The sequence below is a fragment of the Micromonospora orduensis genome, from assembly GCF_006228125.1.
GTDB classification, from domain to species: domain Bacteria; phylum Actinomycetota; class Actinomycetes; order Mycobacteriales; family Micromonosporaceae; genus Micromonospora; species Micromonospora orduensis.
Genome location: NZ_VDFY01000065.1, coordinates 1 through 13,948, shown reverse-complemented (window position 1 = coordinate 13,948; position 13,948 = coordinate 1). Strand labels below are relative to the sequence as shown.

Here is a 13,948-nt window from a genome sequence, read left to right as displayed (position 1 = left end):
TCCAAACCTACGCCCGGAACAGGTGCCGACGGATCGCCGCCACGTTGCCGAAGATACGCACACCGAGCACGACCACCACACCAGTGGACAACTGCCCGCCCACACCCAACTGATCACCCAGATACACGATCAGACCAGCCACCAGCACGTTCGAGATGAACGACACCACGAACTGCTTGTCATCGAAGATCCGGTCCAGCTTGGCCCGAACCCCACCGAACACCGCGTCCAACGCGGCCACGACCGCGATCGGCAGGTACGGCTGCAACGCCGCCGGCACTGTGGGATCAAGCCACACACCGAGCACCACACCGGCGAGCAACGCCAGCACCGCGATCATCGACCACCTCCGGAGGGGCTGACGGTCGCCGGCGAACCAGACGACCCGGGACTGCCGGACCGGCCACCCGACACGGAAGGGCTCGGACTGACCGACGGCTTGGCGTAGCGTAGCTGCGGCTCCGGCGCCGCCGGCAGGGTGAGGTCATTCGCCTTGCGCACCCCGAACGACAGGCCCGTCTTCTGCGCCACATCCCGCATCAGCGCCGCGTTACGACTGTCGTCGAACTTGCGCCGCATCGACGACGGGCCGATCGCAGACACCTCGTACGGCCCCGTCACCGGCCGGAAGTCCACAAGCATCGCCTCACCCGCCGACCGGATCGTGGACGTCGCGGTCAACCGCTGCCCGTTGATGGCGATCGCCTCCGCGCCGGCACTCCACAACGCGTTCGCCACCCCCTGCAGGTCGCTGTACAGCACCCGCGGCGGCCCGGCGCCGGCGCCGGTGACCGCGTCCGCCTTGTCCGGCGCGTCCGCCAGGCGCACCACCACACCGTCACCGCGCACCCGACCCAGCCCGGTGCTCGCCTCCAGGTCCCGCAGACGAGCCGCCGCCGTCCCACTCAACGCCGCGTCCCGCTGCCGGCTGACCTCCTCGCGCAGCTCGTCCGCCCGCGTGGACAACCTGTCGGTCTGGCTCTCCCGCTCCTTGATCTGCGCCACCAGACCGGAGCGGGCCTGGCTACGCCCCGGCTCGTCCGCCATCGTCTGCCGGTACGCCACCGCGAACAGGAAACCCAGCATCACCACCACGACCAGGCTGACCGAGCGCGTCGACCAGGCCCGCCAACCCCGGGCCGGCGGCGGCGACGCCGCGCCACGACGGGCGGCCGCCGCGTCGGCGTACCCGGGATCCAGCGGGTTGCGGAACAACTCGGTGAGGAAGTCCGGCGCGTACACCCGGTCCTGCCGACCGCCCCCGGGCCGCGGCGCGCTCACGCCGCCGCTCCCGGGCCGCGCGCCGCGCGCACCAGCCGGGACGCCTGCACCACGTACATGCCGCCGGCCACCCAGTAGAGCACCAGCCCCCACCAGGCCAGCCCCCAGCCGATCGCGGCCGTCGCCGTCGCCCCCGCGCTCCACTCGGTGGCCAGCAGCAGCACCGGGAACGCCGCGAGCAGCAGGAACGTGGCGGTCTTGCCGACATAGTGCACCGGCGGCGGGCCGTAGCCGTAGCGGCGCAGCACACCCAGCGAGCCGAGCAGCAGCAACTCCCGGGCCAGCAGCGCCGCGGTGAACTGCCACGGGACCACCTCCCGGACGGTGAAGGCGACGAGCGTGGCGAGGATGTAGAGCCGGTCAGCGAGGGGGTCGAGCAGTTCCCCGAGACGGCTCACCTGACGAAGCCGACGGGCGATCCAGCCGTCGACCCAGTCCGTGGTGCCGCCGATGGCCAGCACGACCACCGCCGCCACGTCCGCGCGGGACACCAGGAACAGATAGAGGAACAGGGGTACGCCCAGCAGCCGTCCGAAGCTGATCAGGTTGGGCAGGGTGAGCACCTGGTCGCCGGGAGTCTGCTCGCCGGTGTCTCGCGGATGCTCTGCCCGAGCCGGCCGAGGCGACACCGAACCTCCTTCGCGGCGCGCTCCGATCCACCCGGGCGGGCGCGGAGGTCGTACGCGCTGTCGGGCCGGCCACCGCCGGCTCCCCCTGAGGCCCCGGACGGGGCCTCTCCCTGACGCGGCCCGCGATCTCGATGATCACGGGCCGGCTCAGTGCGCTGCCACTATATCGGGCTCCCGTTGACCTGCCCGGCCCCGTCGCTCGGCGGTTGGCGCGGCTGTGCCGCGTTGTGGCGTGGATCACCGTGCGCAGGGCGTCCTAGGATGGTAGTGGAGGGGCTCAGCTGGTCAGGCCGTCTGGACCGCCGGGTCGGACTGCTGCTCCGGCACCGTCTGGGTCGCCGCCCGACCGAACGCCAGCAACGCCGCCAGGACGTCGTGCTGGGTACGCGGTGGCATCCGGTCCAGGACCACCTGCACCGCCCGTTGCCGCCGCTCGGCCAACTCCCGCAGGAGGGTCTGCGCCGCCGCCGTCAGCACCAGGCGCACCTCGCGCCGGTCCCGGGGGTCGGCCACCCGACGCAGCAGACCCGTCGCCTCCAGCCGGTCACAGAGCCGACTCGCCGAGGACGGCCCCACATCCAGCAGCTCGGCCAGGCGGTTGACGTTTGTCTCCGACCGGCCGCTGATCAGCATCAGCACCCGCAACTGGGTCGGCGGCACCTGATGACGCGCGGCCGCCGACTCCAGCACGGCGACCATCGTCTCGGCGGCCACGGCGATCGCCGTGGCGAGATCCCCAGGTCGCTCCACCCGATGTCCCCTGCCGTCGTCGCGCTGGTGCCCACCCGGCGAAGCGGCGGCGATCCTCACCCGCCGTTCCGCTCGCGCGGACCGTGCCAGTCCAGACAGACCACGACCGCGTCGTCGCGCAGATCGGAATCCGCGTGGTAGGCATGCAGTTCGCGCATCACCGTACCAACCGCCTCGGTCGGCGGCTGCAAGCGTGTGGCGCGCAGGGAACGCGCCATCGCCCGCTGCCCGTACGGCTCCTGCCCCGGCGGCTCGGCCGCCCACACCCCGTCGCTGACCACGAAGACGCGTTCCCCCGGCTCGAGCTGGAACTCCTGAAGCTCGTAGCGGGTCTCCGCGAACATGCCCAGCGGCATCTGCTGCTCCACCTTCACCGGTTCCACCACCGCCCCGCGCAGCCGCAGCAGGTGCGGCGAACCGGCGTCGACCACCCGCACCCGCCCGGTGCCGGTGTCCACCTCCAGCAGCAGCGTGGCCACGTACCGGTGCCCCCGGTGCTGATAGAAGACGGTGTCCGACGCCAACTCCGCCTGCTCCACCAGACCACCGCCGGAGCGGCGCGCGTTGCGCATCGCGTTCACCGTGACCGCGGTCAGCATCGACGCGGCCAGACCGCTGCCCTCGCCATTGAGGACCGTCAGGGTGAGCCGGTCACCGTCCAGCGACCAGTCGAAGTGGTCACCCGCCACCGTGTACGCCGGCTCCAGTTGGCCGGCCAGGTGGAACGCGCGGTGCGACACGCTGCGCCCGGGCAGCAGGTCCCACTGCATCTCGGCGGCCATGCTGAGGCGTTCACGGCGGCGGGCCCGGCGGTACCGGTCGGTCACCCGGTCCGCCGCCCGCATCGCCACGGCGAGGGCCCCGGCGATGTCGGTGGCCCGGCCGGTGACGGCCGGACCCGGCGCCGAGGGCAGCTCGATGAGCAGCACGCCCAGCCGCTCCCCCCACGCCGTCAGGGGCAGGTACAGCCGGCACGGACCCTCGTCGCTGATGTCGTGCACCGGTTGCTGGCTGCTGAAGCAGCGCTGCGCCACGGTGTGACAGGCGAGGAACCCGGCCGCTGGCAGGTCCGGATCCAGCACCGGCCACAGCCCGCTGATCCGGTAGTCGGCCACGAACACGTCCGTGCGTACGGCGCCCAGCGCCGAACGGATCGCGCGGTCCGCCGCCTCCGCCAGCTGGTCGGGCGGAGCCTCGCGCAACGCGCGCGACACCACGTCCGGCCCGTCCACCATGCGTCCTCCAGAAACTTGCTACAGGGCAAGCATCATACGGACGCCCCCGGACAGCCCGTCGCCGCGGTCAGTCCTCGCCGCGGACCGCCAGCGCGCCGTAGAACGCGTCGGGCACCTCGGCGGGCACGCCGTCCGGACGCCAACGGCTGACCGGCACGATCCCGTCCGCCGTCGGCGCCCACCGACCCAGCAGCGGCGCGAACGCGGCCGGCGGACGCATCCGGAACGTCGGCCCCATCATCGCCAGCGCCTGCGGATGGGTGGCCAGCTCCTCGGTGTCGAAGTCCACGGCGAGCAGGCTGCCCGGCGCGGCGGCGGCGTACAACTCGTCGAAGGTCCTCATCAGCGTGTCGTCGTCGAGGAACGCGGCGAGCCCGAGGAACACCACCCCGACCGGCCGCCGCCCCCACCCCGGAACGAACCGGTGCAGTTGCGCCGGGTCGATCGTGCCGATGTCGGTGGCGTCCCCGAAGCCGTAGCCGACCCGGTCACTGCCGGCGAGGATGCGCTGCCCGAGCCGGATGGTGACCGGGTCGACGTCGGTGTAGAGCACCGTCGCCTCGGCGGCGACCTCGTGCACGTTACCCATCGTGGGCACTCCCGCGCCGAAGACCAGGAAACCGTCCACGCCCTGCGCGGCGATCGCCCGCACCGCCCGGCCCAGGAAGGCCCGCAGTTCCCGGAAGACCGGCGCGCACGGCCCGTACGCCTGCTCGAAGGCGGTCGCGGCGGCCACATCCACCGGGAGGTGGTCGGCCCCACCGAGCCAGTAGTCGATCATGCGCGCGGTGCTCGGTTGATCCGGTTCGCCCATCGACGACGCTCCCTCTCGTCAGGTGGTCGCAAGCGTACCGACCCGGGCGCGCGGCGGTATGGCTGCGCCGCGCCCGGGTCGGGCGCGATAGTGGAACCGGCGGGAGGTGGCCGGTGAACTCGGCGAACAGCGCGGCGGTGGTGGTCGGCGTGGACGGCTCGGAGCCGTCCCTGCGCGCCGTGCGCCTCGCCGCCGCCGAGGCCGTCCGCAGGCGTCGGCCGCTGCGCGTGGTGCACGGGTTCATCTGGCCGCTGCTGCGTGTGCCGGACTCCCCCGCGCCGGGCGCCCCGCCCGGCGGCGGGCTGCGCCACCAGGCGACGGAACTGGTAAGCGCCGCCGTGGCCGAGGCCGAGGCGACCGCGCCCGGGCTGACCGTCTCCGGCGAGATCATCGACGGCGAGGCGTCGGCCGTGCTGGTCGGCGAATCCCCCACCGCCGCCCTCATCGTGCTCGGCGACCGAGGGCTGGGCGGCTTCGCCGCGCTGGTGCTCGGCTCGGTGGCGGTCCAGGTCGCCGCGTACGCCGACTGCCCGGTGCTGGTGGCCCGCGGCGAGCAACGGCCCGACGAGCCGGTCGTGGTCGGGATCGACGGCTCGCCGGCGTCCCGCCTCGCCGCCGAGTTCGCCGCCGAGACCGCCGAGGCGCGCGGCGTCGCGCTGCGCGCCGTGCGCGCCTACCGGCATCCGGGCAGCAGCGGCCCCGGCGACATGCAACCCCTGGTGTACGACGAGACACGGCTGCACGACGAGCAGGAACGCGAGCTGGCCGACTCGCTGGACGGGCTGGCCCAGCGACACCCGGGCCTGCGCGTGACCGGGCAGGCGGTGCACGGCCGCCCCGGCGCCGTGCTCGCCGAGGAGTCCCGCACCGCCCAACTGGTGGTGGTCGGCGGGCAGGGGCGCGGCGAGGTGAGCGGGTTGCTCCTGGGGTCGGTGAGCCAGTCCGTGCTGCACCACGCGCGGTGCCCCGTCGCGGTGGTGCGCGGCCCCCGCTGACGCCCGGGGTTGGCCCGCCGCCAGACGGGTAGACGGCCGCGGTACGCCAACGGCGAGGCAAGGAGGCGGCACATGCCAGGACCACGGCCGGGCAGCAACGCGTACGACAAGCAGCGGGCGCGGTTGCGCAACGCGATCGACGACTCCGGACGGCGGGTACCCGACGGCAAGGCCAACCAGGTCGCCAACCGGATCCTGCAGGAGGATCGCGGCCAGCGGGGCGTGGTGCGCGGTGAGCGCACGTACGGCCCCAAGAGCGAGCGCGAACCGGGCGATCCGAAGTGAGGCGGGTGGACCTGGCCGACGGCGCCATCGCGGGCGCCGTCGGCAGCACCGCGCTGAACGTGGTCAGCTACCTCGACGTGGCGCTGCGGGCCCGGCCCGAGAGCAGCGTCCCGGGTGAGACCGTGGACCGCCTGGCCGGTATCGCGCACGTGAACCTGGGGTCCGGGGCCCGGGCGGCCAACCGCCGCTCGGGCCTCGGCCCGTTGATCGGCTACGGGCTGGGCATCGCCGCGGGCGTCGCGTTCGCCCTCTACGCCGGTGGCCGTCGCCAGCCGCTGCCGGTGGCCACGGGACTTCTCGGCGCCGGCGTGATGACCATGACCGACGGCTCCATCACGGCACTGGGCATCAGCGATCCCCGGACGTGGCGGCGCTCGGACTGGATCTCCGACATCATTCCGCACCTGGCGTACGGGCTGACGGCCGCCGCCACCTGGAACAGGTTGCGGCGGCCGTCAGATCGAGGTCGCTAGGCCCGGGTGTCGCTGTCGTCCTCGGCCACCGGCTCGCCGGCCGGGCCGTACGGCGACACCTGCCCCTTGGGCACCGGCCGGCCGACGTCCCCGCGCGACGAGCCACGGTTGAGCGGGTGCCCGGTCGGCCTGGGCCCCTTGCTGTCCTGACTGGTGGCGCCCCTGGCGTTACGCCGGAACTCCTCCTGCTGCGGGTTGACCACTGGTGTCTCCCTCCGGGTACGGCAGGCGGCGTCGACCGCCTCCACGGCGGCATACCCGCCGGGTCCGGCGGCATTCCGGTCCCGCTGCCCGCCGGGAGGGCTAGTCGCCCGCCGGGCGGGTACCCGTCGGGTGTGGGCAACGATCGGAACGTGGTGCGGGTCCTGCTGGACCGGCGTGGCGACACCTACGCGGAGGAGGCCGGTATCCGGCTCTCCGACCGGCCCGGGCCGCTGTACCAGCTGCTGGTGCTGGCCACCCTGCTGAGTACCCGGATCCGGGCGTGCGTGGCGGTGGACGCCGCGCGGGAGCTGTTCGCCGCGGGCTACCGCACGCCGCAGGCGATGGAGGCGGCAAGCTGGCAGCAGCGGGTCGACGCGCTGGGTCGCGGGCACTACCGCCGCTACGACGAGCGCACGGCGACGATGCTCGGCATCGGCGCCCGGCTGTGCCTGGACCGCTGGCACGGTGACCTGCGGCGGCTGCACCGCGAGGCCCAGGGTGACCCCGCCGGGCTGCGCCGTCGGCTCACCGAGTTCCCCGGCATAGGCCCCACCGGCGCCGACATCTACCTGCGCGAGGCGCAGACGGTCTGGTCCGACCTGCGCCCGTACGCCGATCGCCGGGCCCTGGCCGGGGCGAAGCGGTTGGGCCTGCCGGGGTCACCGGGCGGGTTGGCCGGGCTGGTCGACGAGCCGGACTTCGGCCGGCTGGCCTCGGCGCTGGTGCGGGTGGCGCTCGGCGAGGAGTCCGCCGGCGAGGTCACTCGCGTGGCGGCCCGCTGAGGCTCACTTGACCGTCTTGTCCCCCGGCCGGGTCAGGTGCCACACCAGCAGCGCGGTGAGCAGCGCCAGCACCACCACCCCGCCGGAGATGCCGCCGCCCTCCTCGGGGCTGCGGCCGGTGCTGCCGAAGTAGATCACCGCGAGGCCGGCCAGCACCGTGACGAACGTACGCAACCCTCGGTCCTTCACGTACCGCACCGTAGGCGAGGAACCACCTCATTTGCGTTGTTTTTGGACTGCCGTCCCTCGTTCGGGTGGTCCTCAACCCTCGGCGACGAACCCGCCCAGCCGTACCCGGCGTACCGCCCGGTCGGCGACCTCCACCACCTCGAGGGACAGCCCGGGCAGGCGCACGACCTCCCCCGGTCCGGCGGGCAGGTGCCGCAGCCGCGCCAACACCAGACCGGCCACCGTCGTGTACTCCCGCGACAGCGGAAAAGTCAGCCGCACCCCCAGATCGGGCAGGTCGTGCAGCGGGAAGTCGCCGGGCACCAGCAGCGTCCCGTCGGGTTCCCGGATCACGTCGTGCACATCGCGGTCGGTCTCGTCGTACAGCTCGCCGACCACCTCGGCCAGCAGATCCTCCAGGGTCACCATGCCGTCGATGCCCCCGTGCTCGTCGACCACCAGGGCCAGCTGCTGGTGCTCCTGACGAAGCTGACGCAACGCGTCGGCGACCGGCAGGGTGACCGGCAGCAGCAGCGGCGCTCGGCCCCACTGCCCCACCGTGCCGCCACCGGCGCGCACCAGGTCCCGGATGTGCACGACACCGGTCACCTCGTCCAGGCCACCCGGACCGGTGACCGGCGCACGGGACCGCCCCGCCGAGGCCAGCCGGCGGACTCCCTCGTCGGCCGGCAGGCTGGCCGGCAGGGCGGTCACCTCCCGCCGGGGCACCAGGATCTCCCGCAGCGTCCGGCCGGCGATGTCGAACGCGCCGGTCAGGATCTCCCGCTGCTGCGCGGACAGGCCGCGCTGGCTGACCAGCATCTCGCGCAGCTCGTCCTCGGTCATCTCCTCCCGGTTGGCGCGCGGGTCGCCGCCGGCCAGGCGCACCACGACGTCGGTGGCGCGGCTGAGCAGCCACACCGCCGGTCGGGACAGCCGGGCGAGCAGATCCAGCGGGCCGGCGCTGAGCAGGGCCCACCGTTCCGCCCGCTGCATCGCCAACCGCTTCGGCGCCAACTCCCCGAGCACCAGCGTGACGAACGTCAGCAGCACCGTCACCGCCAGCACCGAGGCCGGACGCGCCGCCGCGCCCAGGAAGCCCAGCGGGCCGACCAACGGCTCGGCCAGCGACACCGCGGCCGCCGCCGACGCGAGGAAACCGGCAAGGGTGATGCCGAGCTGGATGGTGGCGAGGTAGCGGTTCGGGTCACGGGACAGCCGCACCAGTCGGTCACCGGAACGGGACCGCCGACCCAACCGACGCAACTGCCCCTCGCGCAGCGTCACCAACGCCATCTCGCTGCCGGAGAGCGCGGCGTTGACCAGCACCAGGACGGCCACGAGGGCCACCTGTCCGAGCTGACCGCCCATCGCGCACCCCCGTCTGCCCGCCTGAGGTCACTCAACCGCAGCCGAGCCGGCCGTGGCCCGGTTTCCGGCCGTCCGGCGTCAGTCGACCTCCAGGTCGTCAAGCGAGATGGAGTGGGTCATCAGCCAGCGGGCCAGCGCCGCCATGCCGAACAGCCACAGCGGCGCCGACTCGGTGGGGCCGTTCGTGGCGTAGATGGCGAACCGCAGATCCGGCGCGCGGTACGCCTCGATCCGCCACTGGTGCTGCCGGTCCCGCCAGACCGCCGAAGGGTCCATGGCGTCACCGTAGGTGACCACCGGCGACCCGGGGGCCGGTTGGCCCGGCACCACCGCCCGGCTGCGGAGCTCAGGTGACGACGATCCGCGCGTCGTCGGGCAGCCGACGGGTCGCGCCCCGACGGTCCAGCAGTTCCAGCAGCGGCACCGCCACCCGGCGGGTGGTGTCCAACGCCTGCCGGGCCGCGGAGAGCGTGAACGGCTGCGGCAACCCGGCCAGCACCCGGACCGCGTCGTCGAGCGCGTCGGGCAGCAGCACCACCGTGTCGGCCAGCCGCAGCAGCGCGCCGGCGCGCACGGCCGCCCCGATCTCGCGCGGGCCCAGCCCGAGGTCGACGAGACGGTCCGCCTCCGGAGCGCGGAACGGCCGCTCGGCGTACTCGGCGCGGACCCTCTGCACGGCCCGGGCCACCGGCTCGGGCAGCGTGTCGGCGCCGGCCGCGGCGACCCGACCGGCGTGGACGCGCAACGGCGGGCGGACCAGCGCCTCGACAAGCACCCGGTCGGGCAGGGCGAGGCGTTGGCGCAGCGCGTCCACAGGCATCCCCGGCTCCAGCGGGTGCTCCCGGGCGTGGCGGGTGACCTCCTCGGTCAGCTGGTCGCCCAGCCGCCGCCAGTGCTCCGGGTCGGCCAGCCAGTCACCGGCCACCGGCGCGACGGACACCGGCACACCCATCCGGATCATCGTGTCGACGCGGACCAGCCGACGACGGCGCAGCTCGCCGGCCAGGTCGGGACGACCGTCCAGGTCGGCGAGGACCTCTGCGCGAGCCGAGGCGGCGCCCCGGCGGGACAGCGGCGGCGGCGCGACGTCCAGCAGCCGCACCCCACCGGCCACGTGGTGCCGCCCCGGGTCGCGCAGCAGTGCCCGGTCGCCGACGAGCAGCGGCAGGGCGCGGGCCAGCCGCAGCCGGACGGTGTCCGGGCCGAGCGGCCGCACCCGTACCGGCACCGCCGCCGACCCGACGTGCAGGGTGAGGGTGGCCGGCAGGTCGGCCGCCGGGTCGCCGGTGAGCCGCACGTCGACGACGTCGGTGCGGTGGAACCGGCCCGGGGTGAGCAGCGCGTCGCCGCGGCCGAGCCGGTCGCGGGGCGTACCGCGCAGGTTGACCGCCACCCGGGCGACGGCCGTGGCCTCGGAACGGGCCTGGCCGAGGCAGTGCAGGCCCCGGACCCGGACCGGTTCGTCGGCGCCGGCAACCTCCAGCTCGTCGCCCACCCGCAACCGTCCGCCGCCGAGCGTGCCGGTGACCACCGTGCCACTGCCCCGGACGGTGAAACTGCGGTCCACCCAGAGGCGGACCGGTCCGTCCACCGTGGGCGCGGGCAGCCGGGCGGCCAGCCGGTCCAGGGCGGCCCGCAACTCCGGCAGACCGACGCCTGTCACGCCGCTGACCGCCACCGCCTCGACCGCGCCGACACTGCTGGCCGCGATCTCGGCCCGGGCCCGCGCCATCGCCGGCCCCGGATCGGCCAGGTCGGCGCGGGTCACCGCCAGCAGGCCGTACCCGACACCTAGTGCGTCGAGCGCGGCCAGGTGCTCGGCGGACTGCGGCATCCACCCCTCGTCGGCGGCCACGACGATCAGCGCCGCCGGCACCGGGCCGACCCCGGCGAGCATGTTGGGCACGAAACGCTCATGCCCGGGTACGTCGACGAAGGCGACAGTGGCGCCGGACGGCATCGTCGTCCAGGCGAAACCCAGGTCGATCGTCATGCCCCGGCGGCGCTCCTCGGCCCACCTGTCGGGTTCCATCCCGGTCAACGCCCGAACCAGTGTCGACTTGCCGTGGTCGACGTGCCCGGCGGTGGCGACGACGAACATGCTCAGTCGTCCCCGTCGGCGACGCGCAGCACCGCCGCCCGGACCGCCTCGTCGGCGTCGGCGGGCACGCAGCGCAGGTCGAGCAGGAGCCGGCCCCGTACCACCCGACCGAGCACCGGCTGGTCTCCGGTGCGCAGCGGCGTCGCGTACCGCTCGGGCAGGCTCAGCGCCCACGAGTCCAACTCGACGCCGGGAGCGCCACCCCCGCCGACCACGGCGACCGCCGGCACCACCTCGGCCTTGCGGCCGTCGGCACCGAGCCGGTCGCGCAGCCGCTCCACCCGCTGACGCAGGACGCCCGGATCGGTGTGCAACGCGGCGCGGGTCGGCGTGTCCGGGTGGTGCAGGGTGGCCGCCAACGCGGCCAGGGTGAGCTTGTCCACGCGTACCGCCCGGGCCAGCGGATGGTGGCGCAGCCGGTCGACCAGGTCGGCGGCACCGAGCAGCAGGCCGGCCTGCGGCCCACCGAGCAGCTTGTCGCCGCTGGCGGTGACAAGCGTGGCGCCGTCGCGCAGGGTGGTGGTGGCGTCCGGCTCGTCGGGCAGCAGCGGGTCGGCGCGGAGCAGTCCGGAGCCGATGTCGGCGACCACGGGTACGCCGAGGGTCGCCAACTGTCGCACCCCGGCGGCCGAGGTGAACCCGGTGATCTGGAAGTTCGACGGGTGCACCTTGAGCACGAAGCCGGTCCGCGGGCCGATCGCGGCGGCGTAGTCGGCGAGCGTGGTGCGGTTGGTGGTGCCCACCTCCCGCAGTCGCGCGCCGGTGCTCTCCAACAGGTCGGGAAGGCGGAAACCGTCGCCGATCTCGACCAGTTCGCCCCGGCTGACCACGATCTCCCGGCCGGCGGCCAGTGCGGTGGCGGCCAGCACCAGCGCGGCGGCGCCGTTGTTGACCACGTGCACGGCCTCGGCGTCGGGCACGGCGGCGGCGAGCGCGTCGAGGGCGTCACGGCCGCGGCGGGCCCGCCGGCCGGTGCTCAGGTCCAGTTCCACGTCGGTGTGACCGGAGGCGGCCACCACGGCGGCGACGGCCTCGGGTGACAGCGGCGCGCGGCCCAGGTTGGTGTGCAGCACGACGCCTGTGGCGTTGAGGACCGGGCGGGGCCCGGACGGCGGCAGCGCGGCGACGGCGGCGTCCCGGACCGCCTCGGGGTCGATCTCGCCGCGACGGGCCCGCTCCTGCGCCTGCGCGACGACCGCCTTCACCCGGTCCCGGCCGAGCGTGGCGGTGGCCGCGGCCAGCCGAGGGTCGGCGAGCAGCGCGTCGGTGCGGGGCACCCGACGTCGCGGGTCCACCGGACCGTCGCCCATCACGTCATCTCCTGATGCGGGTTGGCGGAGACGGACGGGAATCGAACCCGCCTGGCCCGGGTCCCGGACCACACCGGTTTTGAAGACCGGGAGGGGCACCAGCCGCCTGAACGCCTCCACCGGCCATTCGATCACACTGCGGGCGGGTCCGCCGGATCAGGTGGAAGATCCATGCTGGTCCGCCGGGCGTCGACCCGTTCGCGTTGCGGCACCACCGTGTACCGCGGGTCCCTCGCGGAGGCGACACCGCCGTAGAAGATCCCGAACCGGGTGGCGACCGAGGCGGCCAGCAGCGCGGTGCCGGACCACGCGCTGACCACCCGGCTGCGCCGCCCGAGCAGGGCGCCGGCCACCCCGGCGGCGGTCAGCAGCCGACCGGCGCGCAGCAACCGACCGGGCCGGCCCAGCCGGTAGGGCTCGCTGAGCAGGCCGAGGCGGGTCTCCACCCGATGCGCGCCGTACAGTTCCAGGGCCGCGCCCGCCACCGCCATCCGCCGGGCCGGACCGGCCTGCGACGGCGGCGCGCCGAGCAGACCCACGGCGGCGCCGCTGGCCAGCGCGCTGCCCGCGAAGATGACAGGCAACTCGGGGTACGCCTCGTGCCAGGACGGCACCGCCGTGTCGGCGAGCAGCACCCCGGTGTACGTGGCCAGGGCGGGGGCGGTGCCGGCGGCGAGCAGCCCGGCGGCGTGCCCGACCGGCGGCAACGCCCGACGGGCCAGTCCCAGCAGCCCGCGGCGGGGCAGCACACCGGCGGCCTCGGCGATCGCGGCGACCCCGGCCGCCGGTCCGAACGCGCTGAGGATCCAGGTGCCCATCGACATCGGCGACGTCGGCTTGGCCACCCGGAGCATGTGGTGAAAGCGTGCCGGCCGGCCCAGGTCCCGGATCAGGAAGACCGTGCTGGCGCTGACGGCGGCCAGCGCGGTGGCCCGTCCGGCTCGGCGCAGCGCGGGCCGCCTTGTGAGCTGCCCACCGGCGGCGAGCAGCGACGAACCGGCGGCCAGGCCACCGGTGAACAGGTACGCCGCGATGTCCCACTTCCACACCGGCGCCTTGAGGATGGGCCGACCGTAGTACGACGTGAACTCCGCCTCCGGCACCCGCAGTTCCTCACCGCCGCCGCGACCGCCGCGCCGACGGCCGGTACGCCCGCTCTCCCGCCGCGCGCCCAGGTCAGCCCCGGCACCCGCCGGTCCGCCATGGACGTTTCCCTCCGGGGCGTCGAGTGGGCCGGAACCCTCCGCGGTCAGCTGGTCGCGGAAGCGGCGGAACAGGTCACCCACCTCCCGGCGGCGTGCACTCACGAGGAACCTCCGACGAACGCGGCGACGGTGGCCGCCGCCATGGCGAGAGCCGCGAGGCCTGCGCGCTTCCACATCGCCGGCAGGTCACGGGTGGTCACGATCGGGTCCGGTGGCAACCCGTACACCTCAGGCTCATCCAGCAGCAGGAAGAACGCGGCGTCGCCACCCACACCGTCGTTCGGGTCCTCCCCGTACAACCGCGCCTCGGGCACACCCCGCTCGTGCAACGTCTCGACCCGGGCG

At 74.6% G+C, this 13,948-nt stretch carries 17 protein-coding genes, 1 tRNA gene and 1 pseudogene; 4 read left to right on the top strand and 15 right to left on the bottom strand.

All coding sequences use genetic code 11. From position 1 onward, the window contains the following. Nucleotides 1-7: 7 nt before the first annotated feature. The 6 genes from FHG89_RS01240 to FHG89_RS01215 all read right to left on the bottom strand — a co-directional run bounded on the left by FHG89_RS01240 (nucleotide 8) and on the right by FHG89_RS01215 (nucleotide 4,709). Nucleotides 8-340 carry a small basic family protein gene (locus FHG89_RS01240; protein WP_007460356.1) on the bottom strand — a complete coding sequence of 111 codons (333 nt, stop codon included), beginning with the start codon at nucleotides 338-340 and terminating at the stop codon, nucleotides 8-10. Further along, nucleotides 337-1,281 (bottom strand): DUF881 domain-containing protein, encoded by a 945-nt coding sequence (locus FHG89_RS01235; protein WP_139582084.1) that lies wholly within the window; start codon nucleotides 1,279-1,281, stop codon nucleotides 337-339. Before FHG89_RS01235 ends, FHG89_RS01240 begins: the two co-directional genes overlap by 4 nt. Beyond that, nucleotides 1,278-1,910, bottom strand: coding sequence for a cardiolipin synthase ClsA (gene clsA, locus FHG89_RS01230; protein WP_139582083.1), 633 nt, complete (start codon nucleotides 1,908-1,910; stop codon nucleotides 1,278-1,280). The genes FHG89_RS01235 and clsA overlap by 4 nt, the downstream gene beginning before the upstream one ends. 285 nt (nucleotides 1,911-2,195) lie before the next feature. Beyond that, the gene (locus FHG89_RS01225) at nucleotides 2,196-2,660 is read right to left on the bottom strand and encodes a MarR family winged helix-turn-helix transcriptional regulator (RefSeq protein ID WP_139582081.1); all 465 of its coding nucleotides are present in this window, start codon (nucleotides 2,658-2,660) and stop codon (nucleotides 2,196-2,198) included. A 56-nt stretch (nucleotides 2,661-2,716) separates the two neighbouring features. Further along, on the bottom strand, nucleotides 2,717-3,895 hold the full coding sequence (locus tag FHG89_RS01220; protein WP_139582079.1) for a PP2C family protein-serine/threonine phosphatase: 1,179 nt from the start codon (nucleotides 3,893-3,895) through the stop codon (nucleotides 2,717-2,719). A 67-nt stretch (nucleotides 3,896-3,962) separates the two neighbouring features. Further along, complete coding sequence (locus tag FHG89_RS01215; RefSeq protein WP_139582077.1) at nucleotides 3,963-4,709, bottom strand: SAM-dependent methyltransferase; 747 nt, start codon at nucleotides 4,707-4,709, stop codon at nucleotides 3,963-3,965. A 113-nt stretch (nucleotides 4,710-4,822) separates the two neighbouring features. Between FHG89_RS01215 and FHG89_RS01210 the strand changes: the two genes are divergently transcribed. From FHG89_RS01210 to FHG89_RS01200, 3 genes are all read left to right on the top strand, one after another. After that, on the top strand, nucleotides 4,823-5,704 hold the full coding sequence (locus FHG89_RS01210) for a universal stress protein (RefSeq protein ID WP_139582076.1): 882 nt from the start codon (nucleotides 4,823-4,825) through the stop codon (nucleotides 5,702-5,704). A gap of 72 nt (nucleotides 5,705-5,776) precedes the next feature. Next, on the top strand, nucleotides 5,777-5,989 hold the full coding sequence (locus FHG89_RS01205) for a phosphatidylethanolamine-binding protein (RefSeq protein ID WP_088948250.1): 213 nt from the start codon (nucleotides 5,777-5,779) through the stop codon (nucleotides 5,987-5,989). Next, the gene (locus FHG89_RS01200) at nucleotides 5,986-6,462 is read left to right on the top strand and encodes a hypothetical protein (RefSeq protein ID WP_139582074.1); all 477 of its coding nucleotides are present in this window, start codon (nucleotides 5,986-5,988) and stop codon (nucleotides 6,460-6,462) included. Before FHG89_RS01205 ends, FHG89_RS01200 begins: the two co-directional genes overlap by 4 nt. Here the strand turns inward: FHG89_RS01200 and FHG89_RS01195 are convergent. After that, the gene (locus FHG89_RS01195) at nucleotides 6,459-6,665 is read right to left on the bottom strand and encodes a hypothetical protein (protein WP_139582072.1); all 207 of its coding nucleotides are present in this window, start codon (nucleotides 6,663-6,665) and stop codon (nucleotides 6,459-6,461) included. The two genes, FHG89_RS01200 and FHG89_RS01195, sit on opposite strands and share 4 nt — an antisense overlap. Before the next feature lie 132 nt (nucleotides 6,666-6,797). Between FHG89_RS01195 and FHG89_RS01190 the strand changes: the two genes are divergently transcribed. Beyond that, a complete protein-coding gene (locus FHG89_RS01190; RefSeq protein ID WP_139582070.1) occupies nucleotides 6,798-7,448 on the top strand; it encodes a hypothetical protein in 651 nt (216 codons plus the stop codon). A gap of 3 nt (nucleotides 7,449-7,451) precedes the next feature. On the opposite strand, the gene FHG89_RS01185 is transcribed toward FHG89_RS01190, so the two are convergent. From FHG89_RS01185 to FHG89_RS01155, 8 genes and pseudogenes are all read right to left on the bottom strand, one after another. Then, entirely contained in the window at nucleotides 7,452-7,637 is a 186-nt protein-coding gene (locus tag FHG89_RS01185; RefSeq protein ID WP_139582068.1) for a hypothetical protein, read from the bottom strand. Nucleotides 7,638-7,709: 72 nt separating this feature from the next. Continuing rightward, nucleotides 7,710-8,987 (bottom strand): hemolysin family protein, encoded by a 1,278-nt coding sequence (locus tag FHG89_RS01180; protein WP_139582066.1) that lies wholly within the window; start codon nucleotides 8,985-8,987, stop codon nucleotides 7,710-7,712. Between the two features lie 78 nt (nucleotides 8,988-9,065). After that, a complete protein-coding gene (locus tag FHG89_RS01175) occupies nucleotides 9,066-9,263 on the bottom strand; it encodes a hypothetical protein (RefSeq protein WP_139582064.1) in 198 nt (65 codons plus the stop codon). A gap of 70 nt (nucleotides 9,264-9,333) precedes the next feature. Beyond that, complete coding sequence (gene selB, locus FHG89_RS01170) at nucleotides 9,334-11,088, bottom strand: selenocysteine-specific translation elongation factor (protein ID WP_139582062.1); 1,755 nt, start codon at nucleotides 11,086-11,088, stop codon at nucleotides 9,334-9,336. 2 nt (nucleotides 11,089-11,090) lie between these two features. Continuing rightward, complete coding sequence (selA, locus tag FHG89_RS01165; protein WP_139582060.1) at nucleotides 11,091-12,398, bottom strand: L-seryl-tRNA(Sec) selenium transferase; 1,308 nt, start codon at nucleotides 12,396-12,398, stop codon at nucleotides 11,091-11,093. A 22-nt stretch (nucleotides 12,399-12,420) separates the two neighbouring features. After that, nucleotides 12,421-12,516: transfer RNA gene (locus FHG89_RS32715), tRNA-Sec, on the bottom strand. A gap of 13 nt (nucleotides 12,517-12,529) precedes the next feature. Then, nucleotides 12,530-13,507, bottom strand: coding sequence for an NrfD/PsrC family molybdoenzyme membrane anchor subunit (gene nrfD / locus FHG89_RS01160; RefSeq protein ID WP_425280141.1), 978 nt, complete (start codon nucleotides 13,505-13,507; stop codon nucleotides 12,530-12,532). Between the two features lie 194 nt (nucleotides 13,508-13,701). Continuing rightward, nucleotides 13,702-13,948: pseudogene (locus FHG89_RS01155) on the bottom strand (4Fe-4S dicluster domain-containing protein); the annotation flags it as partial.